Annotated in this window: 23 protein-coding genes; 9 read left to right on the top strand and 14 right to left on the bottom strand. The window is 65.9% G+C overall.

The features are described 5' to 3' along the window. Positions 1 to 106: 106 nt before the first annotated feature. From pncB to ACT531_RS06495, 7 genes are all read left to right on the top strand, one after another. Entirely contained in the window at positions 107 to 1,327 is a 1,221-nt protein-coding gene (gene pncB / locus ACT531_RS06525; RefSeq protein ID WP_209820190.1) for a nicotinate phosphoribosyltransferase, read from the top strand. A 77-nt stretch (positions 1,328 to 1,404) separates the two neighbouring features. Then, a complete protein-coding gene (locus ACT531_RS06520) occupies positions 1,405 to 2,817 on the top strand; it encodes a sodium:proton antiporter (protein ID WP_110961296.1) in 1,413 nt (470 codons plus the stop codon). 4 nt (positions 2,818 to 2,821) lie between these two features. Beyond that, positions 2,822 to 3,805, top strand: a complete 984-nt coding sequence (locus ACT531_RS06515) for a 2-hydroxyacid dehydrogenase (RefSeq protein ID WP_476016883.1) — start codon at positions 2,822 to 2,824, stop codon at positions 3,803 to 3,805. Positions 3,806 to 3,880: 75 nt separating this feature from the next. Next, on the top strand, positions 3,881 to 5,734 hold the full coding sequence (locus tag ACT531_RS06510; protein ID WP_476016882.1) for a DNA recombination protein RmuC: 1,854 nt from the start codon (positions 3,881 to 3,883) through the stop codon (positions 5,732 to 5,734). Further along, a complete protein-coding gene (locus tag ACT531_RS06505; RefSeq protein WP_209820187.1) occupies positions 5,731 to 6,930 on the top strand; it encodes an MFS transporter in 1,200 nt (399 codons plus the stop codon). The genes ACT531_RS06510 and ACT531_RS06505 overlap by 4 nt, the downstream gene beginning before the upstream one ends. 40 nt (positions 6,931 to 6,970) lie before the next feature. Further along, a complete protein-coding gene (locus tag ACT531_RS06500; RefSeq protein WP_209820186.1) occupies positions 6,971 to 8,308 on the top strand; it encodes a porin family protein in 1,338 nt (445 codons plus the stop codon). A 47-nt stretch (positions 8,309 to 8,355) separates the two neighbouring features. Then, positions 8,356 to 9,330, top strand: a complete 975-nt coding sequence (locus ACT531_RS06495; RefSeq protein ID WP_209820185.1) for a FecR family protein — start codon at positions 8,356 to 8,358, stop codon at positions 9,328 to 9,330. 57 nt (positions 9,331 to 9,387) lie between these two features. On the opposite strand, the gene ACT531_RS06490 is transcribed toward ACT531_RS06495, so the two are convergent. From ACT531_RS06490 to ACT531_RS06470, 5 genes are all read right to left on the bottom strand, one after another. Further along, positions 9,388 to 10,251, bottom strand: coding sequence for an LOG family protein (locus ACT531_RS06490; protein WP_209820184.1), 864 nt, complete (start codon positions 10,249 to 10,251; stop codon positions 9,388 to 9,390). 128 nt (positions 10,252 to 10,379) lie between these two features. After that, complete coding sequence (crcB, locus tag ACT531_RS06485; protein WP_043565422.1) at positions 10,380 to 10,763, bottom strand: fluoride efflux transporter CrcB; 384 nt, start codon at positions 10,761 to 10,763, stop codon at positions 10,380 to 10,382. A 121-nt stretch (positions 10,764 to 10,884) separates the two neighbouring features. Beyond that, positions 10,885 to 12,189 (bottom strand): TRAP transporter large permease, encoded by a 1,305-nt coding sequence (locus ACT531_RS06480; RefSeq protein ID WP_116750060.1) that lies wholly within the window; start codon positions 12,187 to 12,189, stop codon positions 10,885 to 10,887. Positions 12,190 to 12,209: 20 nt separating this feature from the next. Next, positions 12,210 to 12,719 (bottom strand): TRAP transporter small permease, encoded by a 510-nt coding sequence (locus tag ACT531_RS06475; RefSeq protein ID WP_015014448.1) that lies wholly within the window; start codon positions 12,717 to 12,719, stop codon positions 12,210 to 12,212. Between the two features lie 18 nt (positions 12,720 to 12,737). Further along, positions 12,738 to 13,721, bottom strand: a complete 984-nt coding sequence (locus ACT531_RS06470; RefSeq protein ID WP_060986440.1) for a TRAP transporter substrate-binding protein — start codon at positions 13,719 to 13,721, stop codon at positions 12,738 to 12,740. A gap of 187 nt (positions 13,722 to 13,908) precedes the next feature. Between ACT531_RS06470 and ACT531_RS06465 the strand changes: the two genes are divergently transcribed. Both ACT531_RS06465 and ACT531_RS06460 read left to right on the top strand, forming a co-directional pair. After that, on the top strand, positions 13,909 to 14,463 hold the full coding sequence (locus ACT531_RS06465) for a winged helix DNA-binding protein (RefSeq protein WP_110961965.1): 555 nt from the start codon (positions 13,909 to 13,911) through the stop codon (positions 14,461 to 14,463). Between the two features lie 92 nt (positions 14,464 to 14,555). After that, positions 14,556 to 18,206, top strand: coding sequence for a hydantoinase B/oxoprolinase family protein (locus ACT531_RS06460; protein WP_476016881.1), 3,651 nt, complete (start codon positions 14,556 to 14,558; stop codon positions 18,204 to 18,206). 79 nt (positions 18,207 to 18,285) lie between these two features. On the opposite strand, the gene mnhG is transcribed toward ACT531_RS06460, so the two are convergent. From mnhG to ACT531_RS06415, 9 genes are all read right to left on the bottom strand, one after another. Continuing rightward, entirely contained in the window at positions 18,286 to 18,684 is a 399-nt protein-coding gene (gene mnhG / locus ACT531_RS06455; RefSeq protein WP_110961963.1) for a monovalent cation/H(+) antiporter subunit G, read from the bottom strand. Beyond that, positions 18,681 to 18,959, bottom strand: coding sequence for a K+/H+ antiporter subunit F (locus ACT531_RS06450; RefSeq protein WP_056063664.1), 279 nt, complete (start codon positions 18,957 to 18,959; stop codon positions 18,681 to 18,683). The genes mnhG and ACT531_RS06450 overlap by 4 nt, the downstream gene beginning before the upstream one ends. Next, positions 18,956 to 19,447 (bottom strand): Na+/H+ antiporter subunit E, encoded by a 492-nt coding sequence (locus ACT531_RS06445; RefSeq protein ID WP_110961973.1) that lies wholly within the window; start codon positions 19,445 to 19,447, stop codon positions 18,956 to 18,958. The genes ACT531_RS06450 and ACT531_RS06445 overlap by 4 nt, the downstream gene beginning before the upstream one ends. Before the next feature lie 56 nt (positions 19,448 to 19,503). Next, positions 19,504 to 21,225, bottom strand: a complete 1,722-nt coding sequence (locus ACT531_RS06440; RefSeq protein ID WP_209820179.1) for a monovalent cation/H+ antiporter subunit D — start codon at positions 21,223 to 21,225, stop codon at positions 19,504 to 19,506. 8 nt (positions 21,226 to 21,233) lie between these two features. Next, positions 21,234 to 21,599, bottom strand: a complete 366-nt coding sequence (locus ACT531_RS06435; RefSeq protein ID WP_015014440.1) for a Na+/H+ antiporter subunit C — start codon at positions 21,597 to 21,599, stop codon at positions 21,234 to 21,236. Next, positions 21,590 to 24,535, bottom strand: a complete 2,946-nt coding sequence (locus ACT531_RS06430) for a monovalent cation/H+ antiporter subunit A (protein WP_476016880.1) — start codon at positions 24,533 to 24,535, stop codon at positions 21,590 to 21,592. The genes ACT531_RS06435 and ACT531_RS06430 overlap by 10 nt, the downstream gene beginning before the upstream one ends. A 115-nt stretch (positions 24,536 to 24,650) precedes the next feature. After that, positions 24,651 to 25,106, bottom strand: a complete 456-nt coding sequence (locus ACT531_RS06425; RefSeq protein ID WP_291442559.1) for a ComEA family DNA-binding protein — start codon at positions 25,104 to 25,106, stop codon at positions 24,651 to 24,653. A 34-nt stretch (positions 25,107 to 25,140) separates the two neighbouring features. Beyond that, positions 25,141 to 26,298 (bottom strand): lipopolysaccharide assembly protein LapB, encoded by a 1,158-nt coding sequence (lapB, locus tag ACT531_RS06420; protein WP_291442561.1) that lies wholly within the window; start codon positions 26,296 to 26,298, stop codon positions 25,141 to 25,143. Beyond that, positions 26,288 to 26,617: a LapA family protein gene (locus tag ACT531_RS06415; RefSeq protein ID WP_015014436.1), complete on the bottom strand. Its 330-nt coding sequence runs from the start codon at positions 26,615 to 26,617 to the stop codon at positions 26,288 to 26,290. Before ACT531_RS06415 ends, lapB begins: the two co-directional genes overlap by 11 nt. Positions 26,618 to 26,727 lie beyond the last annotated feature (110 nt).

Raw genomic sequence — 26,727 nt, 5'->3', positions numbered from 1 at the left:
CGCGCACCGGGCGCCGTGATGGCCTACACTTTGCGGCTTTGTTGTCCGGTCTGCGGCCGGAGCATCGCGTGCCCAGCGTGCGCGGTTTCTGAGGCTTGCCCTGTCCATGATCATCACCAGCCTGCTCGACACCGACCTGTACAAGTTCACCATGATGCAGGTGGTGCTGCACCAGTTTCCGGGCGCGCAGGTCGAATACAAGTTCAAGTGCCGCAACCCCGGCGTGCAGCTGGCGCCGTTTGCCAACGAGATCCGCGACGAGATCCGTTCGCTGTGCAGCCTGCATTTTCAGGATGCCGAACTGGCCTACCTGCGGTCGCTGCGGTTCATCAAGAGCGACTTCGTGGACTTCCTGGGGCTGTTCAGGCTCAACGAGAAATACATCACCGTCGTGCCCCAGCACAACGGCGAGATCGACATCACCATCCGCGGGCCCTGGCTGCACACCATCCTGTTCGAGATCCCGGTGCTGGCCATCATCAACGAGGTGTACTTTCGTAACACCCAGAAAGTGCCCGACTTTCCGGAAGGCCGCCGCCGGCTCGATGCCAAGATCGCGCTGCTGCAGGGCGAAGGCCTGTCGGACCTCAAGATCGCCGACTACGGCACGCGCCGCCGCTTCAGCCGCGCCTGGCACGAAGAAGTGCTGCGCGTGCTGGTGGCCCGCCTGGGCACCGGCGACCGCCGCCCGGGTGCGCCCGCAGGCCCCGGGCAGTTTGCGGGCACCAGCAACGTGCTGTACGCGATGAAGCTGGGAGTGACCCCTTTGGGCACCATGGCGCACGAGTATCTGCAGGCCTGCCAGGCGCTGGGCCCGCGCCTGCGCGACAGCCAGGTGTTCGGCTTCGAGATGTGGGCCAAGGAATACCGCGGCGACCTGGGCATTGCGCTGTCGGACGTGTACGGCATGAGCGCCTTCCTGCGCGACTTTGACCTGTACTTCTGCAAGCTGTTCGACGGAGCCCGCCATGACAGCGGCGACCCGTTTGCCTGGGGGGAGCGCCTGCTGGACCACTACCGCAAGAACCGCGTGGACCCGCTGACCAAGACGCTGATCTTCAGCGATGCGCTCACCATCCCGCGCACCATCGAGCTGTACCAGCAGTTCCGGGGCCGCTGCCAGCTGGCGTTTGGCATTGGCACCAACCTGACCAACGACCTCGGCAGCCCACCAGCCCACGAGCCCTTGCAGGTGGTCATCAAAATGACGCGCTGCAACGACCAGCCCGTGGCCAAGCTGTCGGACACGCCGGGCAAGGGCATGTGTGATGACGAGAAGTACCTGGCCTACTTGCGCCAGGTGTTTGAGATTCCCTCGCCGGTGTGACCTTGCAGCGCAGGTGTCGCGCGGGCGCCGACACCTTGCACCCCCTGATTTTTAGCAATGAGACGGAGACAAGAACCATGAAATTCTCGCGCGGGCTGGCAGTGGCCGGCCTACTGGCGGCGTTGCCGGGTTTGGCATTGGCGGCCGATATTGATGGCAGCGCGCTGTCGATGCTGTGGGGCGTGCCCTTTGCCGGCATTCTGCTGTCGATTGCCTTGATGCCGCTGTTGGCTCCTATCTTCTGGCACCACCACTTCGGCAAGGTGGCAGCCGGCTGGGCGCTGGCTTTTCTGGTGCCGTTTGCGCTGGTGTTTGGCCCGGGCGCGGCGGGCGCAAGTTTTGTCCACGCGCTGGTGGCCGAATACATTCCGTTCGTCATCTTGCTCACCGCGCTGTTCACCGTGGCGGGGGGCATCTACATCCGGGGCAACCTGCATGGCAGCCCGGCGCTCAATACCGCCATCCTCGCTATTGGCGCGGTGCTGGCTAGCGTCATGGGCACCACGGGGGCGTCGATGCTGCTCATCCGCCCGTTGATCCGCGCCAATGACAACCGCAAGCACACGGCGCATGTGGTGGTGTTTTTTATCTTCATCGTCTCCAACGCCGGGGGCTCGCTCACGCCGCTGGGCGACCCGCCGCTGTTCCTGGGCTTCCTGAAGGGCGTGGACTTCTTCTGGACGGTGAGCCACATCTTCCCCGAGACCCTGTTCCTGGTCGGCTCCCTGCTCGCCATCTTTTTCGTGATGGACTCTTGGTACTACCACCGGCGCGAAGAGGTGCTCAAGGCCGACCCCACCCCCGACACCAAAGCCATCGGCTTTGACGGCAAGGCCAACTTTGCGCTGCTGGGCGTGGTGGTGGCGCTGGTGCTGCTCAGCGGCCTGTGGAAGTCGCAGGTCGCGTTCACCATCGCCGGGGCCGAAGTGGGCCTGCCCGGCATCGTGCGGGACGTGGGCCTGATCATCGTGGCGCTGGTGTCCCTGCGTATCACGCCCAAACAGGTGCATGAAGACAACCAGTTCAGCTGGGGCCCAATGCAGGAGGTGGCCAAGCTGTTTGCGGGTATCTTCCTCACCATCATTCCGGTCATTGCCATGCTCAAGGCAGGCGTCAATGGCCCGTTTGGCGCCGTGGTGTCCGCTGTCACGCGGCCGGACGGCACCCCCGACCCGGCCATGTACTTCTGGGCGTCCGGGCTGCTCAGCTCCTTCCTCGACAACGCGCCGACCTACCTGGTCTTCTTCAACACCGCCGGGGGTGACCCGGCCGTGCTGATGACCACCCTGGCTCCCACGCTGGCTGCCATCTCGGCCGGCTCGGTGTTCATGGGCGCCAACAGCTACATCGGCAATGCGCCCAACATGATGGTCAAGGCCATTGCCGAAGACCGGGGCGTGAAGATGCCCAGCTTCTTCGGCTACATGCTGTGGTCGGGGGGCATTCTGGTTCCGCTCTTTATCGTCATGACTTTCATCTGGTTCAGGTAACCCCATGAGCAAACCCCGCATCCTGGTCGCCCGCGCGATCTTTCCCGACATCGTGGACCGTCTGCGTGAGCATTTCGACGTCGAAGCCAACCCCGACGACGTGATCTGGACCCCGCAAGAGCTGGCCGCGCGCCTGGCCGACAAGGACGGCGTGCTGACCACCGGCAGCCAGCGCATCGATGCCGCACTGCTCGCTGCCGCGCCTCGCCTCAAGATCTGCGCCAACATGGCCGTGGGCTACAACAACTTCGATGTGGATGCCATGACGGCGGCTGGCGTGCAGGGCACCAACACGCCCGACGTGCTCACCGAGACCACGGCCGACTTCGGCTTTGCATTGCTGATGGCCACGGCCCGCCGCATGACCGAGAGCGAGCATTACCTGCGGGCCGGAAAGTGGACCAAGTGGAGCTATGACATGTTCGCGGGCAGCGACATCCACGGCAGTACGCTGGGCATCATCGGCATGGGCCGCATCGGACAGGGCATTGCCAAGCGCGGCGCGCACGGCTTTGGCATGAAGGTGATCTACCACAACCGCTCGCGCTTGTCGCCCGCGCTGGAGGCCGAATGCAAGGCCACCTACGTGGGCAAGGAGGAACTGCTGCGCACCGCAGACCATGTGGTGCTGGTGGTGCCCTACACGGCAGCGTCGCACCACACCATCGGCGCGGCCGAGCTGGCGCTGATGAAGCCCACGGCCACGCTCATCAACATTGCGCGCGGCGGCATCGTGGACGACGCTGCGCTGGCGGTAGCCCTGCGCGAGCGCCGCATCGCGGCCGCAGGCCTGGATGTGTTTGAAGGCGAACCCAGTGTGCACCCCGATCTGCTGACCGTGCCCAACGTGGTGCTCACCCCGCACATTGCCAGCGCCACCGTGCCCACCCGGCGTGCCATGGCCAACCTGGCGGCGGATAACCTGATTGCCTTCTTTGACGGGCGGGGGCCGCTCACGCCGGTGAATCAGCCCTCCACCCTGCGCTGATGCGGGATTTTGGGTCCATTCGACCGGATGCGCTAGTCGATCATGCGCTGATAGCTATCAAAACCATAGTAAACCTTGACCACTGACACCCTTGTTCTCCTGGCAGCGCTGGCGCTGGCGCTGGTTCTTCTCGTGGTGCTGTTGCTGCGCCGTCCCCGCGTGGATGTGCCGCCCGAGTGGCTGGCACGCCTGCAGTCGCTGGAGCAAACCACGCAGGCCACCCAGATTGCCGTGGCCAAGAATGACGGCGCGCTGGACGGCATGGGGCAGCAGCTGCGCGGCTTTACCCAGACCACACAGTCCACGCTGGAGACCCTGCGCCACGCGGTGGATGAACGCCTGGCCCAGGCGGTGGCCGAGTCCCGCAACGGCCGGGCTGAGCTGCTGGCGGCCTTCGGTGTGTTTGAAGGGCGGCTGGACCAGCGCCTGGCGGCTTTCGATGCCGCGCTGACTCAGCGCCAGGCCGCGCAAGACGCCGCCCTGGCCCAGCGGTTTGACGCCTTGCAGAGCGCCGTGGCGGGCCGGCTGGAAGAGAGCAGCAAGGCCTTGCTGGCCCATCTGGCCCAGGGCCAGGCCGACGCGGCAGCCGCGCGCACCGAGCTGTCGGCCACCTTGGTGGGCTTTCGCACCGAGCTGACCACCACCACCGCCGCGCTGGCGGCCGAAAGCGTCAAGTCCCGCGAAGCCATGGCCGAAAGCACGGCGCTGTTTGAAAAGCGCATCCAGGAGCGCTTTGAGGCCCTGCAGGCCGCCACGCGCCTCACGCTCGACTCGCTCAAGGGCGACATCCAGACGCAGCTGGGCGCCATGTCCACCGCGCTCAAGGACCAGCTCGAAGCCAACGGCTTTCAGATCAAGAACCAGTTCTCGGTGCTGCAAGACGCCGTGTCGCAGCAACTCACCGGCATGGTGCAGGGCAGCCAGCACAACGCTGAGCAGCTGCGCAACGCGCTCAACGAACGCCTGGCCGCCATACAGGCCGACAACGCCACCAAGCTTGAAGAAATGCGCCGCACAGTGGACGAAAAACTCCACGCCACGCTGGAGCAGCGCCTGGGTGAGTCCTTCAAACTCGTCAGCGACCGTCTCGAACAGGTGCACAAGGGCCTGGGTGAGATGCAGACCCTGGCGGGCAGCGTGGGCGACTTGAAGCGCGTGATGACCAACGTGAAGACGCGCGGCACCTGGGGCGAAATGCAGCTGGGCGCCATTATCGACAACGTGCTCACCCCCGACCAGTTCGCGCGCAACGTCAAGACTGTGCCGGGCAGCGACGAGCTGGTGGAGTTTGCGATCCGCCTTCCCGGCAAGAGCGACGAGCACCCGGTGTGGCTGCCCATCGACTCCAAGTACCCCGTGGAGCAGTACCAGCGCCTGCTGGACGCGCAGGACGCTGCCGACAAGGCGGCCGTCCTGTCGGCGGGCAACGCGTTCGAAACCTCGATCAAGCTCGAAGCCAAGAAGATCTTCGCCAAGTACGTCTCGCCCCCGCACACCACCGACTTTGCCGTGCTCTACCTGCCTACCGAAGGCCTGTTCGCCGAAGTCATGCGCCGCCCCGGTCTGGTCGAGGCCGTGCAGAACGACTGCCGCGTGATGATCACCGGGCCGGCCAATCTGGCCGCCATGCTCAACAGCCTGCAGATGGGTTTCAAGACGCTGGCGATTGAAAAGCGCTCGTCGGAGGTCTGGAGCCTCTTGGGCATGGTCAAGACCGAGTTCGCCAAGTTTGGCGATGTGGTCGAGGCCACCAAAAAGTCCATCGACGCCGCCGCCAAGAAGTTTGACGAGGTGGGCGTGCGCACCCGCGCCATCCAGCGCAAGTTGCGCGATGTGCAGGAATTGCCCGCGCCCGGCTCGGCCGGTCCGTTGGCAGGCGGCAGCACGCCGGCATTGCCCGGTTTGGACCCCGAGGAAGACCTGCAGTGAACTGGGCTCTGGCGCGCCTGATTGCGGGCCAGATCTGCGTGCACGCCTGCATGGCAGGCATGCGTCTGGCCGCCCCGCTGCTCGCCCTGCGGGAGGGCCACAGTGCTGCGGCCGTTGGGGTGTTGTTGGCATTGTTTGCCCTCACACAGGTCTTTCTGGCCCTGCCGGCAGGTCGCTATGCAGACCGGCACGGCCTCAAGCGCCCCGTGGGCTACGCGGTGGCGGTGGCATCGGCCGGGGCGGCGCTGGCGCTGGTGTTCCCCGTTTTTCCGGTGTTGTGCCTGGCGGCGTTGATGACCGGTGGCGCCAGCGGCGCCGCGATCATTGCGCTGCAGCGCCACGTGGGGCGCGCCGCGCACGACGCCACGCAGCTCAAGCAAGTGTTCAGCTGGCTGGCCATCGGGCCTGCGGTGTCCAACTTCATCGGGCCTTTCTGTGCGGGGCTCATGATCGACAACGCGGGCAGCGCGGCGGGCAGCATGGAGGGCTACCGCGCCGCCTTCGCGCTGATGGCCGTGCTGCCCCTGCTTACCTGGTTCTGGGTGCGCGACACGGTCGAGCTGCCGCCCGTGATCGCGGCCGCAGGCGGCCCCCCCCAACGCGCATGGGACCTGATGAACGAGCCACCGTTCCGTCGCCTGCTGCTGGTCAACTGGGTCTTGTCCTCATGCTGGGATGTGCACACCTTTGTGGTGCCGCTGCTCGGGCACGAGCGGGGCTTGTCGGCGTCGGTCATCGGCTCCATCCTGGGCGCGTTTGCGATTGCTGCTGCCGTCATCCGGGTGCTAATGCCCATCGTGGCCGAGCGGCTGCGCGAGCGGGTGGTGGTCGCGGGCGCCATGGTGGCAACCGCCGTGCTGTTTGGTGTGTACCCGCTGCTGCACAGCGCGCTGGCCATGGGCGTTTGTTCGGTGCTGCTCGGGTTTGCCCTGGGCTCGGTGCAGCCCATGGTGATGAGCCTGTTGCACCAGATCACGCCGCCAGCGCGCCACGGCGAGGCGCTGGGCCTGCGGCTCATGGCCATCAATGCATCCAGCGTGCTCATGCCCATGCTCTTTGGCTCTGCGGGGGCGGTGATTGGCGTGGGAGGGCTGTTCTGGGTGGTCGGCTGCGCCGTCGGAACGGGTGCACGCACGGCGTGGCGGATGGGCGAAAACCACCCTCCAGAGTCCCCCAAAAAGGGTAAACAGGTGTAAATTGCCTCCACCCGGCAGCGGGTTTCGAGAGGGGGCGTTCATGTACCTGCGAATTTGGTCACGGCGCGTGCTGCCATGGTGCGCGGTTCTGGTCTGGGGCGGTGGTTTGTCATGCGCGGCGCGGGCTGATGAGCTGGTACAGCAAGCGCTGGCGCTGGTGCAACAAGGCCAGGCACTTCAGGCGTTCCGCTTGCTGGATGCCCAGGAGGCCCAGCGGGCGGGCGACCCGGCGTTCGACGCCGCCATGGGCGATGCTGCGCATGCCGCCGGGCAATACACGCGGGCCATCATGGCACGCGAGCGTTGGCTGGCCGCACAGCCCGGCAACATGGAGGCCCAGGTGGCGCTGGGGCAATCCCTGCAGGCCGTGGGCGACCGCCGGGGCGTGATGGCTTTGCCTGCACCCGTGCAGGCCGCACTGATTCCCGTGGATGCCGGGCACACGCTCGATCAGTTTTTGTATTCCTACGATCGGCTCGATGCCGGAGGACGCTCTTCGCTCAAGGGCTATTTGGAGCTGGGCGTCGGCCACGACTCCAATGCCAACGCAGCGCCCGTGGTGGGCGACCTGCAGTCGCCTGTGCCCGGCACCCCGGCGTGGGCGCTGCTGCCTGAGGCGCTGGCAACCTCCGGCAACTATGTGGTGGCGCAAGCGGGGCTGCGGGGGCGGGCAGTGCTCAACGCGCGCTGGTCGGTGGTGAGCACAGCCGTCGGGGCTGCCCGGCACTATGGGGGCGGCGCAGACCGGTTTGACCACACGGCACTGGATGGCACCCTGGGGCTGGCCTGGCGGGCTGAGCGCCATGAACTGATTGCGTCTGGCCAAGGGTCTTACTACGCGCTGGACGGCACGCGGCTGCGGACCATGGGCGGCGTGCTGGGCGAATGGATTTACCGCATAGACGGTTTTCGCCAGTGGGGCAGCTTTGTGCAGGTGCTCGACGTGCGTTACCCCGACCAGCCGCTGCGCAATGTGCGCCGCAGCGTGGTGGGCACGTCGTATTCCCATTTGTTCCGCAACGGTTCGTCGGCCTATGGTGGCGTGTACGGTGGTCAGGAGCGCGCGCAGGCCAGCGGCGCCGACGCACTGGGCCACCGGCTGTGGGGCCTGCGGGCGGGCGGGCAGTGGCCTCTGGCGCCTCAATGGTCTGTGTTTGCCAGTGCAGACTGGGAGCACCGGCGCTACGGCGGGCAAGACCCGTTTTTTGCGGTCACCCGTACCGACCGGCAGGCCCAGGTGGCCCTGGGGTTGAACTGGACCCCATCGCCGGGGTGGCGGGTCACGCCGCAATGGGCGTTCACGCGCAACGCGTCCACGCTGCCCATCACCGACTATGAGCGCCGGGTGTTCTCCATCACCGTGCGCCGGGAGTTCTGAATGCTGTTACGTCGCTGGTCCTGTGCCGATGCACCTGGGAGTTGTCTATGACGTCAGACCAAAAATATGCGCGGCTGGCGCTGCTGATGGGCATGGTGGCGGCGTGGCCGCTGACCGGGCTGGCCGCTGCGGGGCTGGTGCAGTTCACTGCGGGAGACGTGCAACTGCGGCGGGGCGAGACCTTGTCGCGCCTGTCCAAGGGCTCCGAACTGGATGGGGGCGATGTGGTGCTGACCGGCACCGAGGGCAGGGCGCAGATACGCTTCTCCGACGGGGGGCTGGTGGCCTTGTACCCCGACTCGCAGTTCACCGTCACCCGATATGCCGACGGGGCAGGAGCGGGCGAAGACCATTTTGTGGTGAACCTGCTGCGGGGCGGGATGCGTGCCCTCACGGGGCTCATCGGCAAGCGCAATCCCGCCAACTACAAGGTGGTCACGCCGACGGCGGTGGTGGGCATCCGGGGGTCCGCCTTCTTGCTGGCCATCGATGCCAACGGCCAGGTGTTCGTGTCGGGTGAGCAGGACGAGATCGAGGTGTGCACCCAGGCGGGCTGTGTGGGGGTGACGGCGGGCGAGGCGGTGCTGGTGGTCTCAGACCAGGACTTGCCTGTCTATACCCATACCCGTGCGTTGTTGCCGGTGCCCCAGGTTCAGACACCCTTACTGGCGGGCGACCAGCTGGATGTGCAGGGGCGCCGCGCCTTTGTCTACATCGTTCCGGCGCCGGTCCCTGTGCCCGTTCCACCGCCGCCAGAGACCGCGCCGCCCCCAGCGCCCGTGCCCGTGCCCCCACCACCTCCCACGGGTACACCACAGCCGGGTACTCCAGCGCCGCCCGCCCCGACACCGACTACGCCACCGCCACCCACGCGGCCTACGGCACCGCCGGTGACAACGGCACCGCCGCCTGCCACGACGGCGCCACCGCCGCCGACAGTGCGGCCGCCTATCGTGTTCATCCCGGTCCTGCCGATCATTCTGCGCCCGCCACCTCCGCCGCCACCGCCTGTCATCAGGTAGCAGAAAGAGGCCTCAACACTCCACCGACACGCGCGTGCGTCGGTGGAGGGTTAACTTTCAGAGCTTGTAAAACGCCCGGATCAGGTCCCAGGCCTCCTGAGGGTCATCGGTGTAGTGAAACAGGTTGAGGTCCTGCGCGGAGATCGTGCCTTCTTCCACCAGCACGTCGAAGTTGATGAGGCGCTTCCAGTAGTCGGTGCCGAACAGCACGATGGGTACAGGTTTGGCCTTTTTGGTCTGGACCAGGGTCAGCACTTCAAACAGCTCGTCCAGCGTGCCAAAGCCGCCAGGAAAGGCCACCAGCGCCTTGGCGCGCATCATGAAATGCATCTTGCGCAGCGCGAAGTAGTGGAACTTGAAGGACAACGAGGGCGATATGAAGCGGTTGCCGCTTTGCTCGTGGGGCAGCGCGATGTTCAGGCCCACGTTCAGTGCACCCGCATCATGGGCACCCCGGTTGGCGGCCTCCATGATGCCTGGGCCGCCGCCGGTGCAGATGTAAATGCGGTCGGCAGGGCGCTGGCGTTCGCTGTAGTCGGCCACGAGCTTGGCGAACTGGCGGGCCAGGTCGTAGTAGCCTGCGTTGCGCACTGCCAGGCGTGCGCGGCGCACGCGCTCGGCATCGCCACTGGCTTCGGCGTCGGCCAGCTGGGCCGCGGCCTCGTCGGGCGCCACAAAGCGCGCGCTGCCGTACACCACCACGGTGCTTTCAATGCCTTGTTCGGCCTGGCCCAGGTCGGGCTTGAGCATTTCGAGTTGAAAGCGGATGCCGCGCGTTTCGCGGCGGAACATGAATTCGGGGTCGGCAAAGGCCATGCGGTTGGCATCGGCCTGCAGGGGGTTGCCGTTGTGGGCGTGGTTGTGCAGCTCGGCCCAGGCATCGGCCAGGCGGCGTTCGTTGAGTTGGGTGTTGGCTTCCATGAGGGGCTCGCGTATCGGTAGGTGAACAGTGAAGAAAGGGGCGGCACCGGCAGCAGTGGTCGCAGCGGGTATGGGCCCATGCAGTGTGGCGTGGATTGATGGCGAAATGACGTGCTAGTGCCGGAATATCAAGCGCGAGATGCTATGAAATATGAAGCACTTTGCATGCCAAGCACTGTGAGGCCCAAGGAGCCCAACAGATGCAGTGCGGTGGTGCCCAGTGCTAGGGCGTAGCGCTGCACCATCAGCATCTCAACGACTTCGGCCGAGAAGCTGGAGAAGGTGGTGAGCGCGCCCAGAAACCCGGTGACCAGCGCCAGCCGCCATACGGGGTCCAGCTGGGGCATGGCGTGGAACACGGCCACACACACGCCAATGAGGTAGCCGCCCACCAAGTTGGCGGCAAGTGTGCCCCAGGGAATCAGCCCGCCGGGGCTGAGCCACAGGCCCAGGCGCCAGCGCGCCAATGCGCCCACACAGGCGCCGATGCAGATGGCAAGAACGTTCAACATCGGGCCATTGTCGCTGTATTTTGAGGCGTCGGACGGGCGGCTCTCCAGCCCCCAAAACGCCAAGCGGGGCGTCCCCGGTGGGGGCGCCCCGCTTGGTGGTGCCTGCTGGCGGCCGGTGTGTTCAGCGCGCCGACATCTGCTGTGGCAACCAGGTCACGATGCCGGGGAAGACATAGATCAACGCCACAGCGCCACACATCAGGAAGAACATGGGCATGGCCACCTTGGCAATCCAGGGCAGCTGGCGCCCCGTCATGCCCTGCAGCACAAACAGGTTGAAGCCCACAGGCGGCGTGATCTGCGCCATCTCGACCACCAGCACGATGAAGATGCCGAACCAGATGGTGTCGATGCCAGCCGCCTGCACCGTGGGCATGAGCACTCCCATGGTCAGCACCACCATCGAGATACCGTCGAGAAAGCAGCCCAGGATGATGTAGAAAACCGCCAGCGCCACGATGAGCTGCGCCTGGTTCAAGCCCAGCGACGCGATCCACTCCGCCAGGTGGCGCGGCAGGCCGATGTAGCCCATGGCCAGCGTGAGGAAGGCAGCACCCGCGAGGATCAGCGCGATCATGCAGTACAGGCGCGTGGCGCCCATCAGCGAGTCCTTGAACGTGCCCCAGGTCATCGAGCCCTGAACGGCCGACAGCACCAGCGAGCCCACCACGCCCACGGCCGCTGCCTCGGTGGCGGTGGCAAAGCCGGTGTAGATGGAGCCCAGCACGGCTGCAATCAGCAGCACCACGGGGATCAGGCTGCGCGATTCCGACAGCTTTTGCATGAAGCTCATGCTCACGTCGGCGGCAGGCACCTGCTCGGGATGGCGGAGCGCCCACAGCATGATGTAGCCCGAGAAAAGTGCCGCCAGCAAGATGCCCGGCAGCACACCCGCAATGAACAGCTGCGAGATCGACACCTCGGCCGACACGCCGTACACGATCATGATGATGGACGGCGGGATCAACAGACCCAGCGTGCTCGCGCCCGCCAGCGTGCCCACCACCATGTGCTCGGGGTAGCCCCGGCGCGTCAGCTCGGGCAGCGTCATCTTGCCGATGGTGGCGCAGGTGGCAGCACTGGACCCCGACACAGCGGCAAAGATGGTGCAGCCCACCACGTTGGTGTGCAGCAGCCGGCCCGGCAGCGCCTGCACCCAAGGGGCCAGGCCCTTGAACATGTCTTGCGACAAGCGGGTGCGGAACAGGATTTCACCCATCCAGATGAACAGGGGCAGGGCCGTGAGCGTCCAGCTGGAGGCGCTGCCCCAGATGGTCACAGCCATCGCATCGCCCGCCGGGCGGGCAGAAAACAGCTGCATGGCGATCCAGGCGACGCCGGAGAGGGTGAGCCCGATCCATACGCCGCTGCCCAGAATCAGGAACAGCGACAGTACGAGCAGGCCGGTTATGGCGAGATCACTCATGGTAGGTCGTGCAGCAGGGGTTATTCATTGCGCAAAGCTTCGCCAGAGGAGGCATCCACACGCTTGCCCATCATCTCCAGCACCAGCTCGTCCAGGAACGCGATCGCCAGAATCACCGTGCCCACGGCCATGGCGATTTGCGGAATCCACAGCGGTGTGGCGTCGCTGCTGGTGGAGATGTCGTGGAACTCGTGCGACTGCCAGGCCAGCTTGCAGCTGTACACCGCAAACAGCACGGCCAGCAGGGTGGCAATGGCCAAAGCCCAGATCTCGAACGCCTTCTTGGCGCCGCCCTTCAAAAAGTTGAGCAGCAGCGTGACGCGGATGTGCTCGCCGCGCTTCAAGGTGTGGGCGAGTGCCAGGAAGCCCGATGCGGCCATCAGATAGCCCGCATAGGCGTCCGTGCCCGGCACGTGAAAGTGGAACTGCCGGCTGGCGATGGACAACAGCACCATCCCCAGCAGGCCGACCATGAAAAGCGCCGCCAGGGCGGCGGCGCTGTCGTACAGAAAGTCCAGCAGACGACGCATGTGCGTGGGCGCCTGGGCTTACTTGCGGTAGGCGTCGATGAGCGCCTTGCCTTCAGGGCCGGCCTTGTCCAGCCATTCCTTGAGCATGGTGTCACCCACCTTGGCCATGTCGGCCTTCAGCGCGGCCGGTGGGGTCACCACGTCCATGCCATTGGCTTTGAGCTTGGCGACGGTGTCGGTGTTGACCTTGGCACTGTTGGCCCAGCCGCGCGCTTCGGCGTCGGCACCGGCCTTCAGCAGCGCGTCTTGGCTGGGCTTGTCCAGCGCGTCAAACGCCTTCTTGTTCACCAGCACGGCGTTCTTGGGCAGCCAGGCCTGGGTGTCGTAGTAGAACTTGAGGTGTTCGTACAGCTTGCTGTCCACACCGGTGGCGCCCGAGGTCATCGTCGATTCGACCACGCCCGTGGCCAGGGCCTGCGAGAACTCCGCAGCCTGCACCGTCACGGGCTGGGCCCCGACCAACTCGGCAATGCGGGCGGTGGCAGGGCTGTAGGCGCGCCACTTGATGCCCTTGAGGTCAGCGGCAGAGGCCAGCGGCTTCTTGGTGTAGATGCCTTGTGGAGGCCAGGCCACGGCGTACAGCAGCATCATTCCCTGCTCAGCCAGCTTCTTTTCCAGGAAGGGCTTTTGGGCGGCGTAGAGCTTCTTGGAGGCGTCGTAGCTGTCGGCCAGGAAGGGCAGGCCATCCACGCCAAACAGCTGCCATTCGTTCTGGAAGTTGGCCAGCAGGATCTCACCCATCTGCGCCTGGCCGCCTTGCACGGCGCGCTTGATTTCAGGGGCCTTGAACAGCGCAGCGTTGGCATGCACCGTGATCTTGAGCTTGCCGCCCGTGGCCTTGTCCACATCGCTGGCCAGCTGCACCATGTTCTCGGTGTGGAAGTTGGTGGCAGGGTAGGCGGCGGCCAGGTCCCACTTGGTCTGGGCGAATGCCGAGGTGGCAGACAGGCCCGCAGCCAGGGTCAGGGCGAGTGCGGTCACGGGGAAGATTCGACGCTTCATGGATATTGCTCCGCAGGGTTGTATGTACAAGGTTGGATGTAACAAATCACTGTATCGGAAGCCGATCCGATTGCGATAGGTGTTTTGCCTAAACGCTGACAAATTGCCAACAAATTACCATCGACTTGCCTACAATGCCCCATGCATATCCCGTGCCAATGACAGAACCCGCAGGCCTGAACCCGCCATGAAATCTGACGCCAAGCCCAAGGCCAAGTCCGCGCTTCCACCCAAAGCCGACTCCGGTCCCATCGTGTCATCGGCGCACTTGGTGTCGGCGCAGAGCGCGGAGATGAGCGAGTTTGAGTTTGGCCTCATCGTGGCGGGCAATGCGTTCCACCGCTGGGTGGTGCACTGCATGGCGGCGGCGGGCCTCAAGGACCTGACGCCGCTCGACGTGGTGGTGCTGCACCATGTCACGCACCGCGCACGCGACAAGCGCCTGGCCGACATCTGTTTCATCATGAACGTGGAAGACACGCACCTGGTGAATTACTCGCTCAAAAAGCTGCAGACCCTGGGCGTGGTGGCCTCGCAGAAGAACGGCAAGGAAGTGACCTACGCCGCCACCGACACCGGCCGCGCCTACGTGCAGCGCTACCGCGAGATCCGCGAGAGCTGCCTGATCGACGCACTGAAAGCCGACGATGCGCTCAACCGCGACATTGGCGAGCTGGCCCGTTTGCTGCGTGTGCTCTCGGGCATGTACGACCAGGCGGCGCGCTCGGCGGCATCGTTGTGACCCTCGGCCTCCGATTTTTGAATTTTTGAATGAAAAGCGGCTGTAGCGCAGGTATTGAATGCGCTGGCAGCTATTGATTAGATAGCATCACCATGTCCCAACAAGCTTTTTCTTTGGCCCGCTGGCAGTTCTGGATCGACCGGGGCGGCACCTTCACCGATGTGGTGGGCAAGCGCCCGGACGGCACTCTGGTCACGCACAAGCTGCTGTCCGAGAACCCCGAGCAGTACAAGGACGCGGCCGTGGCGGGCATTCGCCACCTGCTGGGCCTGCAGCCCGGCGAGCCCGTGACGCCTGCCCTGGTGGAGTGCGTGAAGATGGGCACTACGGTGGCCACCAACGCGCTGCTGGAGCGCAAGGGCGAGCCCACGCTGCTCATCACCACCAAGGGCTTCAAGGACGCGCTGCGCATTGCGTACCAGAACCGCCCCCGTTTGTTTGACCGCCACATCGTGCTGCCCGAGCTGCTCTATGAGCGCGTCGTCGAAGCGCAGGAGCGCATGGGCGCGCACGGCGAAGTGATCGAGCCGCTGGACGAAGCGCATTTGAAGGAACGCCTGTGGGCCGCCTACGACGCGGGCCTGCGCAGCGCGGCCATCGTGTTCATGCACGGCTACCGCTACACCGCGCATGAAGAGGCTGCGGCCCGCATTGCGCGCGAGATCGGCTTTACGCAGGTGAGCGCATCGCACGCCACCAGCCCCATGATGAAGCTGGTGAGCCGTGGCGACACCACCGTGGTCGATGCCTACCTGTCGCCCATCCTGCGCCGCTATGTGGACCAGGTGGCGAGCGAAATGCCGGGCGTGAAGCTGTTCTTCATGCAGTCCTCCGGCGGCCTGACGGACGCGCAGGTGTTCCAGGGCAAGGACGCGATCTTGAGTGGCCCCGCAGGCGGCATCGTTGGCATGGCACGCACCGCCGGTTTGGCAGGCCACGACAAGGTCATCGGCTTTGACATGGGCGGCACCAGCACCGATGTGAGCCACTACGCGGGCGAGTTCGAGCGCGAGTTCGAAACCCAGGTGGCCGGCGTGCGCATGCGCGCACCCATGATGAGCATCCACACCGTGGCGGCCGGTGGCGGCTCCATCCTCGGCTTTGACGGCGCGCGCTTCCGCGTCGGCCCCGAAAGCGCAGGCGCCAACCCCGGCCCCGCCAGCTACCGCCGGGGCGGCCCGCTGGCCGTGACCGATGCGAACGTCATGGTGGGCAAGATCCAGCCCGCGCACTTCCCCAAGGTGTTTGGCCACGCGGCCAACGAGGCGCTGGATGGTGATGCGGTGGCGCAGAAGTTTGGCGACCTCGCTACGCAAACGGGCCGCAGCGCCGAGGACGTGGCCCACGGCTTTATCCAGATCGCTGTGCAGCAGATGGCCAACGCCATCAAGAAGATCAGCGTGGCGCGCGGGTATGACGTAACGCGCTACACGCTGCAGTGTTTTGGCGGCGCGGGCGGCCAGCACGCGTGCCTGGTGGCCGATGCCCTGGGCATGACGCGCGTGTTTGTGCATCCGCTGGCGGGCGTGCTGAGCGCCTACGGCATGGGCCTGGCGGACCAGAACGTGATCCGCGAACAGGCCGTGGAAACGAAGCTGGTGCCCGAGGCGCTGGAAGGCATCAAAGCCACGCTGGACCAACTGGCCACCACCGCACGCACCGAACTGGAGCGCCAGCAGGTGGGCGCGGGCACAGCCGTGGTGCACCGCCGTGTGCATGTGCGCTACGAGGGCAGCGACTCGGCGCTCATCGTGCCGTTCGGCTCGTTGGCCGAGATCACCGCAGGCTTTGAAGCCGCATACCGCCAGCGCTTTGCCTTTCTCATGCAAGGCAAGGGCCTGGTGGTGGAGGCCGTATCGGTCGAGGCCGTGGTGCCCGGCGACGCGCCCGTGGAGCCACGCAATGCGCTGCAGCCCGCACGCGAGGTGCCGCGCCGCAGCACCGTGCGCATGTACACCGGTGGCGTGGACGGCTTGCCCGCGTGGCACGACGCGGCATTGGTGGTGCGCGAGGACCTGCGCCCCGGCGATGTGATTCCCGGCCCGGCGATCATTGCCGAGAAGAACGCCACCACCATCGTGGAGCCCGGCTGGGAAGCGCAGCTCACCGAGCTGGACCACCTGCTGCTCAACCGCCGCGTGGCGCGCGCTGTGCAGCATGCTGTGGGCACCACCGTGGACCCGGTGCTGCTGGAGGTGTTCAACAACCTGTTCATGAACATTGCCGAGCAGATGGGGCTGCAGCTGCAGAACACGGCGTACTCCGTCAACATCAAGGAACGCCTTGACTTCAGCTGCGCGCTGTTCGACACGGCGGGCAACCTGATTGCCAATGCGCCGCACATGCCCGTGCACCTGGGCTCCATGGGCGAGAGCATCAAGACGGTGATCCGCGAGAACGCGGGCAAGATGCAGCCCGGCGACGTGTTCGTGCTCAACGACCCGTACCACGGCGGCACGCACCTGCCGGACATCACGGTCATCACGCCGGTCTATATCGCTGATGAAGCCACGCCCACGTTCTATGTGGGCAGCCGGGGCCACCACGCGGATGTGGGCGGCACCACGCCGGGGTCGATGCCGCCGTTCTCCACGCGCATCGAGGAAGAGGGCGTGCAGATCAACAACGTGAAGCTGGTGGAGCGTGGCGTACTGCGCGAGGCGGAGATGATTGCGCTGCTCGAAAGCGGCGAATACCCCAGCCGCAACCCGCAGCAGAACATGGCGGACCTGCGTGCGCAGATTGCAGCGAATGAGAAGGGTCAGCAGGAGCTGCGCCGCATGGTGGCGGAATTTGGCCTGGATGTCGTGCAGGCCTACATGCGCCATGTGCAGGACAACGCCGAAGAATCCGTGCGCCGCGTCATCACGCGGTTGAAGGATGGCAGCTTCACGCTGCCGCTGGACAATGGCGCGCAGATCAGCGTGGCCGTGAAGGTGGATGCGCAAAGCCGCAGTGCCACCATCGACTTCACTGGCACCAGCCCGCAGCAGACCAACAACTTCAACGCGCCCACGGCGGTGTGCATGGCGGCGGTGCTGTATGTGTTCCGCACGCTGGTGGATGACGACATTCCGCTGAACGCGGGGTGCCTCAAGCCGCTCAACGTCATCATCCCGCCGGGCAGCATGCTCAACCCCAACCCACCGGCCTCGGTGGTGGCGGGCAACGTGGAGACCTCCACCTGCATCACCAACGCGCTGTACGGCGCGCTGGGCCTGATGGCGGCGGGGCAGTGCACCATGAACAACTTCACCTTTGGCAGCACGCGCTACCAGTACTACGAGACCATCTCCGGTGGCAGCGGCGCGGGTGGGGTATGGGATGCGAACGGGCAACTGGCGGGCGGTTTTGAAGGCACCAGCGTCGTACAGTGCCACATGACCAACTCGCGCCTCACGGACCCCGAGGTGCTGGAGTTCCGCTTTCCGGTGCGGCTGGAGGGCTACGAGATCCGCAAGGGCTCGGGCGGTGCGGGGCAGTACAAAGGTGGTGATGGCGGCATTCGCCGCGTGCGCTTTCTGGAGCCGATGACGGCCAGCATCTTGTCCAACGGCCGCCACCATGGCGCGTTTGGCATGGCGGGTGGCCAGCCGGGGGCCGTGGGCATCAACAAGGTGGTGCGCAGCGATGGCCGGGTGGAGCTGCTGGACCACATCGGCCAGGCCGAGATGGCGCCGGGCGATGTGTTCGAGATTCACACCCCCGGTGGCGGCGGGTTTGGTGCGCCAGGGACGAAATAAGGGCCGAAAATGCTGCAGGCGCATGTTTTATATGCGCCTGCAGCTATCAAATCAGGAGTAATTGATCAAGGGTAAGTGATCAGGAGTCTTTGGCTTCTGTGCCGCCATCCACCTTGGGCTGGCTCAGGCTGGGTGGCACATCACGCCCAGCCTGGCGGGCGCGGAACAACGCCGCACGCATCAGAAAAATCGACATGATGGGCACCGTGATCGCCACGAACACGGCAATCAGCAGCGCATGGAGGGCCAGGCTGCTATCGGCCACCGAGAAGTACAGCACCGTGCCGTGCATGATCAGCCAGCAGCCCAGCGTGGCGATGATGGAGGGGGCGTGTACCCGTTCAAAAAACGTGGGCAGCCGCAGCAACCCGATGGAGCCCAGCAGGGCCAGCGCGGCACCGGCCAGCACCAGCACGGCCACGATGATCTCCAGCCACAGCGGAAGAACCGCCGTGACGGTGGTGGCAGCGTCGGTCATTCGATCACCTCGCCGCGCAGCAAAAACTTGGCCATGGCCATGGAGCCGACAAAGCTGAACAGCGCCAGCAGCAGCGCGGCCTCGAAGTAGTTCTTGCTGCCGTAGAGCAGCCCCAGCACCAGCATCACCAGCATGCCGCTCAGGTACATGCAGTCCAGCGCCAGCACACGGTCTTGCGCGGACGGGCCCTTGAGCAGTCGGATCAACGCACAGCCCATGGCCAGCGCGAGCATCAGCAGGGCGGCCGGCAGGGCCCAGTCCAGCACGGGGGTCATTCAAAAATCTCCATCAAGGGGGCCTCGTAGCGCTGCTTCACCTCAGCGATTACCGTGGCGGGGTCGTCCAGCTCCAGCACGTGCAGCAGCAGCATGCTGCGGTCCAGCGAAATCTCGGCCCAGGCGGTACCGGGCGTGATGCACACGATCATCGCCAGCACGGCCAGTGCGTTGGGGTCCCGCACGTCCAGCGGGATGTGCACAAAGCCCGCCGGGTGGCGCCTGCGGCCGGGCGCCAGCAGCAGGCGGGCCACGGCCAGGTTGGACCGGGTGGTATCTGCCACCACCGTGAGTGCCAAGCGCAAGACGGTGCCTGGCTTGCGAATGCGCACCGGCAGCGGGCGCAGCCCGGCTGTCAGCAGCGGGATGGCCAGTGCCAGCACGGAGCCCAGTACCAGGTGACCTGCACTCAGGCTGCGGTTGAGCAGCAGCCACAGGCCCAGCAACGCCAGCGAGAGCAGCGGGGCGGGCACCAGGCGCCGCAACAGACCGGGGCGCGGGGGAACGGCTGGGGCGTTGGATGCCGTCGATGGGCCTGGTTGGGTCATGGCTTGCTCCCCGGTGGCAGGGTTTCAGGCGCTGCTGCAGGCGAAGGTGCGACGGGCGCCGCGGTCATCACCGCACGCACGTAGGTGCCGGGCGCATGCAGGGCATCGGCCGTGGCCTGGGTGTAGCGCATCACTGCACCGGCTTGCCACACCAGCGCCACACACGCCAACAGCAGCAGGGCAATGGGCAGTCCCTCCAGCACCAGCAGTTGCGGGGAAGCCCGGCCCTGGGCCGACCAGAAATGGCGAATGCCCGCGCGCGTGAGCGCCAGCAGTGCCAGCAGCCCCGAGCCCACCAGCAGCGCCACCAGCGTCCAGCCCGCAGCGCCCAGGCGGAAGCCCTGCGCCGCGCCCAGCCCCAGCGGGTTGAGGAGTGCATGGACCATGGCGAATTTGCCTACAAAGCCGGGCAAGGGCGGCAGACCTGCAATCACGAGCGTGCAGGCCATGAACGCCAGGCCCAAAAAGGCCGCAGCGGCAGGGATGACCTGGCCGATCAGCGCCTGTTCCTTGTCGTCCAGGTTCATGCCCTCCGTGGGCACCAGGTCGGCCGACAGAAAGGGCGCGTCGTCGGTCTGCTCGTACGGCGCGAGGTTGGCTCCGTCATTGCGCCAGCGGTCAATCAGGTCGGTGAGCAGGAACAATGCACTCACAGCCAGCGTGGAGCTGAGCAGGTAGTACAGCAGCCCGCTGGTGAGCAGGTTTTGCCCGAAGCCCACAGCGGCCAGCAGCGTGCCCGATGACAACACGGCGCTGAACCCGGCCAGATGCCCCAGGCGCTGCGATCCCAGCATGCCAATGGCACCAAACGCCATGGTCAGCATGCCGCCGCCAATGAGCCACTGGCTGCCAAACAGCGCGGATTCACCCGCCTCGGCGCCAAACAGCAGCGTCCACAGCCGCAGCACGCTGTACACGCCCACTTTGGTCATGAGCGCAAACAGGGCACCCACAGGCGCAGTGGCCGCACTGTAGGCCGGCACCAGCCAGAAGTTGAGCGGCCACACGGCGGCCTTGATGAGGAACGCCACCGCCAGAATGCCGGCGGCCGCATGCAACAGCCCCCGGTCTGCCACGGCCACACCCGCAATGCTCTGTGCCAGGTCGGCCATGTTGAGCGTGCCGGTGATGCCGTAGAGCATCGACACCCCAATGAGGAACAGCGACGACGCCGCGAGGTTGATGGCGATGTAGTGCAGCCCCGCCGACACGCGCGGGCGGCCCGAGCCGTGCAGCAGCAGCCCATAGGACGCCGCCAGCATGATCTCGAAGAACACGAACAGGTTGAACAGGTCGGCCGTGAGAAACGCCCCGGCCAGCCCCATGAGCTGGAACTGGAACAGCGGGTGAAAGTGCACGCCCGCCCGGTGCCAGCGCGCGGCCGAGAACAGCACCGTGGCCAGCGCCACCGTGCTGGTCAGCACCAGCATCATGGCCGACAGGCGGTCGATGACCAGCACGATGCCGAACGGCGCGGGCCAGTTGCCCGGCAGGTACACGCCTAGGCTGGTCTGCACGCTGGGCTCCTTGGCCTGCACCAGCAGCAGCACGGCCACCACCAGGCCCACCAGGGTCGAGGTGATGTTGAGCGTGACCTTGGTGCGCTGGCGCTCTTCGCGCAGCAGCAGCATGAGCCCGGCCGTGAGCAGGGGCAGTGCAATGGGCGCAAGGATCAGGTGCGGCATCAGCCACGCGGTGATCGATGCGGTGATGCTCATGCCTCCCGTCATGGCATTTCCTGCACGTCTTTACCCTTGGTGCCGTCCACATGGTCGGTGCCGGCCATGCCACGCGATGCCAGCAGCACCACCAGGAAGAGCGCGGTCATGGCAAAGCCGATCACGATGGCCGTGAGAGTGAGCGCCTGGGGCATGGGGTCGGCATAGTGGGCCAGGTCTTGCGGCACCCCGGGCTGCAGCACGGGCTCCTTGTCAATCGCGAGGCCCAGGCGGCCCATGCTGAAGATGAACAGGTTGACGGCGTACGACAGCAGCGACAGGCCCATGATGACCTGGAAGGTACGCGGCCGCAGCAGCAGCCAGACGCCGGATCCGGTGAGCACACCAATGGCCAAGGCCAGTATCAGTTCCATGGGCCTTCTCCTGGTGTGGCGGCGGCCTGGGCTTCTTCGGCCGCGCGTGCGTTGTTGTAGCGGTGGCTGCGCACCGACTGGTGGGCAATGCCGGTGAGGATGAGCATGGTGGAGCCCACCACCAGGGTGAACACGCCGATGTCGAAGAACAGTGCGCTGGCCACATGGATCTCACCCACCACGGGCAGCGAAAAATGCGCCGTGTGGCTGGTCAAAAACGGATAGCCCCAGGCCAATGCGCCCAGGCCCGTGGCCAGTGCGGCGAGCAGGCCCACGCCAATCCAGCGCCTTGGGTACAGCGGCAGGTGGGCCTCGACCCAGGACGTGCCCGACACGATGTACTGCAGGAGCAGGGCCACCGAGAACACCAGCCCCGCCACAAAGCCGCCGCCGGGCTCGTTGTGGCCGCGCATGAACAGATAGACCGCCACCAGCGTGGCAAAGGGCAGCATCAGCCGCACCAGCACGGCGGGCACCATGAGGTAGCCCACGGCGGTGTCAGCGGTCTGGCGCGGGTTTGCCAGGTCGGTGTCCACATCGGCGGGCAGTGCGCGCTGCTGGGGCGGCAGATCCATCACCTCACGCGCGGGGCGGAAGCGCCGCAGCAGCGCATACACCGTGAGCGCCACGATGCCCAGCACCACGATCTCGCCAAAAGTGTCAAAACCCCGGAAGTCCACCAGCATCACGTTGACCACGTTGGTGCCACCCCCTTCGGTGAGTGCGCGCTCCAGGAAGAAGGTGGAGGTGCTGTCGGGAAAGGGGCGGCTCATCATCGCGAACGACAGCAGCGCCATGCCGCCGCCCGCAGCCAGCGTCAACGCCATGTCGCGGTAGCGGCGCAGCTGGGTGCGGCGCTCTTCGGCCAGGGTGGGCACGCGCAGGCTCTCGTCACGCCGCGGCAGCCAGCGCAGGCCGAGCAGGATGAGGATGGTGGTCACCACCTCCACCACGATCTGTGTGAGCGCCAGGTCGGGGGCCGAGAACCACAGGAAGGTCAGGCACACGCACAGCCCGGAGCCACCGAGCAGCGTCAGGGCGGCCAGCCGGTGGTATTTGGCCTGCCATGCTGCCGCGACGGCGCACACGGCGCCCAGCAGCCACAGCAGCGCAAAGGCCGGTGACAGCGGCAACTGCACCCGGTCGCCAATCGGCAGGCCCCGCGCCCACAGGGGCAGGGTGCCCGCCACCAGCGCGGCGCACACCAGCCACAGCATCTGCCACTGCAGGCGACCGGTGCCCAGCAGGCGGCGGCCGTTGCGGCCCATCAGGCTGAGCAGGGCCAGCGTGGCCTCAAAGGCCCGCTGGCCGCTGATGCGGCGCATGACCGGAGGGGCATCGATGGCGCCCTTTTCGCGCTGCCAGCGCAGCAGGGCGTAGAGCGCAATACCCCCGCCCAAAGCGACCAGGCTCATCACAAAGGGTGTGTTGAAGCCATGCCAGACCGCAAGGCTGTAGGTGGGCAGTTCGCCACCCACCACGGGCCGTGCGGCGGCGGCTAGGTAAGCCCCCACCGACCATGCAGGGAGCGTGCCCACCACCAAGCAGGCCAGCACCAGCAGTTCGACCGGCACGCGCATCCAGTGCGGCGGCTCGTGGGGCGGGCGCGGCAGGTCGGTGGCGGGCGGGCCAAAGAACACGTCCACCGTGAAGCGCAGCGAATACGCCACGCTGAACATGCCGGCCACCGTGGCGGCCACCGGCAGCAGCCATTCGAGCAATGGCGTGGTGTTCACGTACACCGTCTCGGCAAAGAACATTTCCTTGGACAGGAAGCCATTGAGCAGCGGCACGCCCGCCATGGCTGCACTGGCCACCATGGCCAGGGTGGCGGTGATCGGCATCATGGTGCGCAGGCCCGACAGGCGGCGTATGTCACGCGTGCCGCTTTCATGGTCCACGATGCCCACGGCCATGAATAGCGAGGCCTTGAAGGTCGCATGGTTCATGATGTGAAAGACCGCTGCGACGGCGGCCAGCGGGCTGTTCAGGCCCAGCAGCAGGGTGATGAGACCCAGGTGCGAGATGGTCGAGTACGCCAGCAGCCCCTTGAGGTCGTTCTGGAACATGGCTGCATAGCCGCCCACCAGCAGCGTGGCCAGGCCCGCGCCACCTACCAGCCAGAACCACTGCTCGGTGCCCGCCAACGCCGGCCACAGGCGCGCCAGCAGAAACACGCCCGCCTTGACCATGGTGGCCGAGTGCAGGTACGCCGACACGGGCGTGGGCGCGGCCATGGCGTTGGGCAGCCAGAAGTGGAACGGGAACTGCGCGCTTTTGGTCAGCGCGCCCAGCAAAATCAGGACGAGTGCTGTGGTGTAGAGCGGATGGTTCTGGATGAGCTGCCCCGCCACCAGCACATGGTCCAGGTCGTAGCTGCCCACGATGTGGCCCAGCACCAGCATGCCCGCCAGCATGGCTAGGCCGCCTGTACCGGTCACCGTCAGAGCCATGCGTGCGCCACGCCGGGCATCCTTGCGGTGGTGCCAGTAGCCGATCAGCAGGAAGGAGAACAGGCTGGTCAGCTCCCAGAAGAACGCGATCTGGATGATGTTGCCCGACAGCACTACGCCCGCCATCGCGCCCATGAAAGCCAGGAAGAATGAGAAGAAGCGCGGCACTGGGTCTGCGGGCGACATGTAATAGCGCGCGTACAGCACCACCAGGCTGCCCACGCCCAGCACCAGCATGCAGAACATCCACGCAAAGCCATCCATGCGGATCACGAGGTTCAGACCCAGCGCGGGCAGCCAGGCCAGCTCTTGCCGGATCACGCCGCCGTCCGCAATCTCCGGGAAGTACAGCGCCGCCTGGGCTGTGCAGAACACGGCGATAAGTCCCGCCAGGGTGGACTCGGTATTGCGGGCGTTGGATGGCAGAACCGCTGCCAGCAGGCTGCCGATGAAGGGGAGAAGGATGAGCGTGATCAGGGGCATGCGCAGATGATTTTAGGGGTAGCTCCTAAAAACCCTGTCCAGCCCTTGCCGATGCGCACGCGATGCCACAAAAAAACAAGCCCGCTGGAGCGGGCTTGCTGCTTGTGAAGCGTGCTTAGTTTTTGCTAGCGCCTGTTGCTGGGGCGGGCGCTGCCGGTGCCGCCGTCGCCGTGGCAGGTGGTGTGGCTGGCGTGGTTGCCGTTGCGGACTCCTTGTCAGCGCTGCCACGGGCTTTGCGGTCTGCTGCGTGGCGGCTGCTGTGCTTCTTATTGTTTTTAGCTTCTGCCTTGGCTGCAGCTGCCGCGCTGTACTTCTTGCCGTTGACGGTCAGGCCCTCTTTGGAGAAGTTGACGGCACTCTTGTTGCCCACGCCACCCACACGGCCGATGAAGTCGGCCCAGTCTTTGAACGGAGCGTTCTGTCGCTCCTGCAAGATGCGCCCCGACAGGCCGGGGCCGATGCCCTTGATGCCGTCGAGTTCAGCCTCGGTAGCGGTGTTCACGTCCACGGCGGCCCAGGCGGCGGTAGCGAGCAGGGTGGCAACCAGCAGGGTCAGCAGTTTTTTCAGCATGGCAAGGAGCTTAGGGTGTTGAGGGGGACGGCTCTTAGAGTTCTTCGACCCGTCGCGCCGGGTAGCTGTCCCAGGTCTGGCAGCCGGGGCATTGCCAGAAATGCTGGCGCGCTTCAAAACCGCAGGCCGCGCAGCGGTAGCGGGTCAGGGGTTTGACGGCATGGTCCAGCGCACGTTGGACCTGGGGGTGGAATTCTTCGTGTTCCAGCTTTTCGGTGGCCAGCCATTTGGCAGCAGCGACCAGGGAGCGTTCCTTGTCCAGGTGTTCCACATAGCGCTGGCGGGCAGACGAGCGGGTGGCCTCGTCGGCAGCTTCCATCGCCACGATACTTTCCAGCACGTCCAGCGAAGGCGCTTGCGCATAGTGGGCCTGCAGCAGGGCGTGGACTTCGGGGGTGCGGCCGGTGGCTGTTGCGGCTTCGACCATCAGCGGGGCGGCCAGGGGAAGCGCAGCGGGGTTGCGCTCGCCCAGCGACTTGAGCGTGGACAGCACGGCAGCCGGCTGACCCATCAGGCGCTGCAGGCGAGCCAGTTCGATGCGTGCGCGCGCTGCCTCGGGGGCGGCAGCCACGGCTTGGTCCAGCAGGGCCTGGGCGCCGGGCAGGTCGCCCTGCGCGATCAGCGCCAAGGCCTGCTCGCACAGGTAGTGCGCCTGCCTCGTGCTGAAGTCGCCCTGGTCGGCGGCGTGCATCTTGCGGGCAATGCTGGCGGCATGGGGCCAGTCGCGCGAGCGCTCGTAAATGGCCAGCAGCGCCAGGCGGGCCTGGGCCTCGAATGGGGTGCCCTCAAGGCGCTGCAGCGCGTCTTCGGCGCGGTCAAGCAGCCCCGCTTTCAGGAAGTCAAGGGCCAGCGCATGCTGGGCGCGCTCGCGGTCGGTGCGGGAGAGGTCGCCGCGCGAGAGCAGATGCTCATGCACCCGCACAGCGCGGTCGTATTCGCCCCGGCGGCGAAACAGATTGCCCAGGGCGAAGTGCAGCTCGGAGGTGTCGGGGTCGTTCTGCACGGCCTCGATGAAGGCGTCGATGGCCTGGTCCTGCTGTTCGTTGAGCAGGAAGTTCAGGCCCTTGAAGTAGGCCTTGGGCGCGCGGCGGTTTTCGGCGCGCAACTGGCGCAGATCGAACCGCGACGCCAGCCAGCCCAGCACAAAGGCCAGCGGTAAGCCCAGCAGTATCCAGCTCAGGTCAAATTCCATGGATCGAGGGCAGGTCAGGAGGTGGTGGGGGCACTGCTGGGGTGGCGCTGGCGGCGGGAGGCGCTGCGGGCGCAGGTGCCACAACGACTGCGGCCTGGGCGCGGCGTGCGGCATTGCGGTGGCGCCACCAGCGCGGCACCATGCCCAAGGCCCCGACGACCAGACCTGCGGCGAACGCGGTCAGCACCACCAGCACCAGCGGCGCGCGCCATTGCGTGCCAAAGAAGAAATGCACGGTCGCGTCCTGCTGGTTGTTCAGCGCGAAGGCGAAGAGCGTAAAAAAAATGGCTGCCTTGAGCAGCCACAGGAGGTATTTCATCGGTCTCCCCAGTGGTGGGGCGATTCTAAGAGCTTGGCGCATTAGGCCTGCGCATTGCTGTACGGAGGCCAATACAAGCCAAAACGGCAGCAGGCGCTAGTGAATCATAC

The organism is Acidovorax sp. DMC1 (assembly GCF_056314325.1).
Note: the sequence above shows the minus strand (reverse complement) of the source record. Positions and strands in the feature narration are given on the sequence as shown.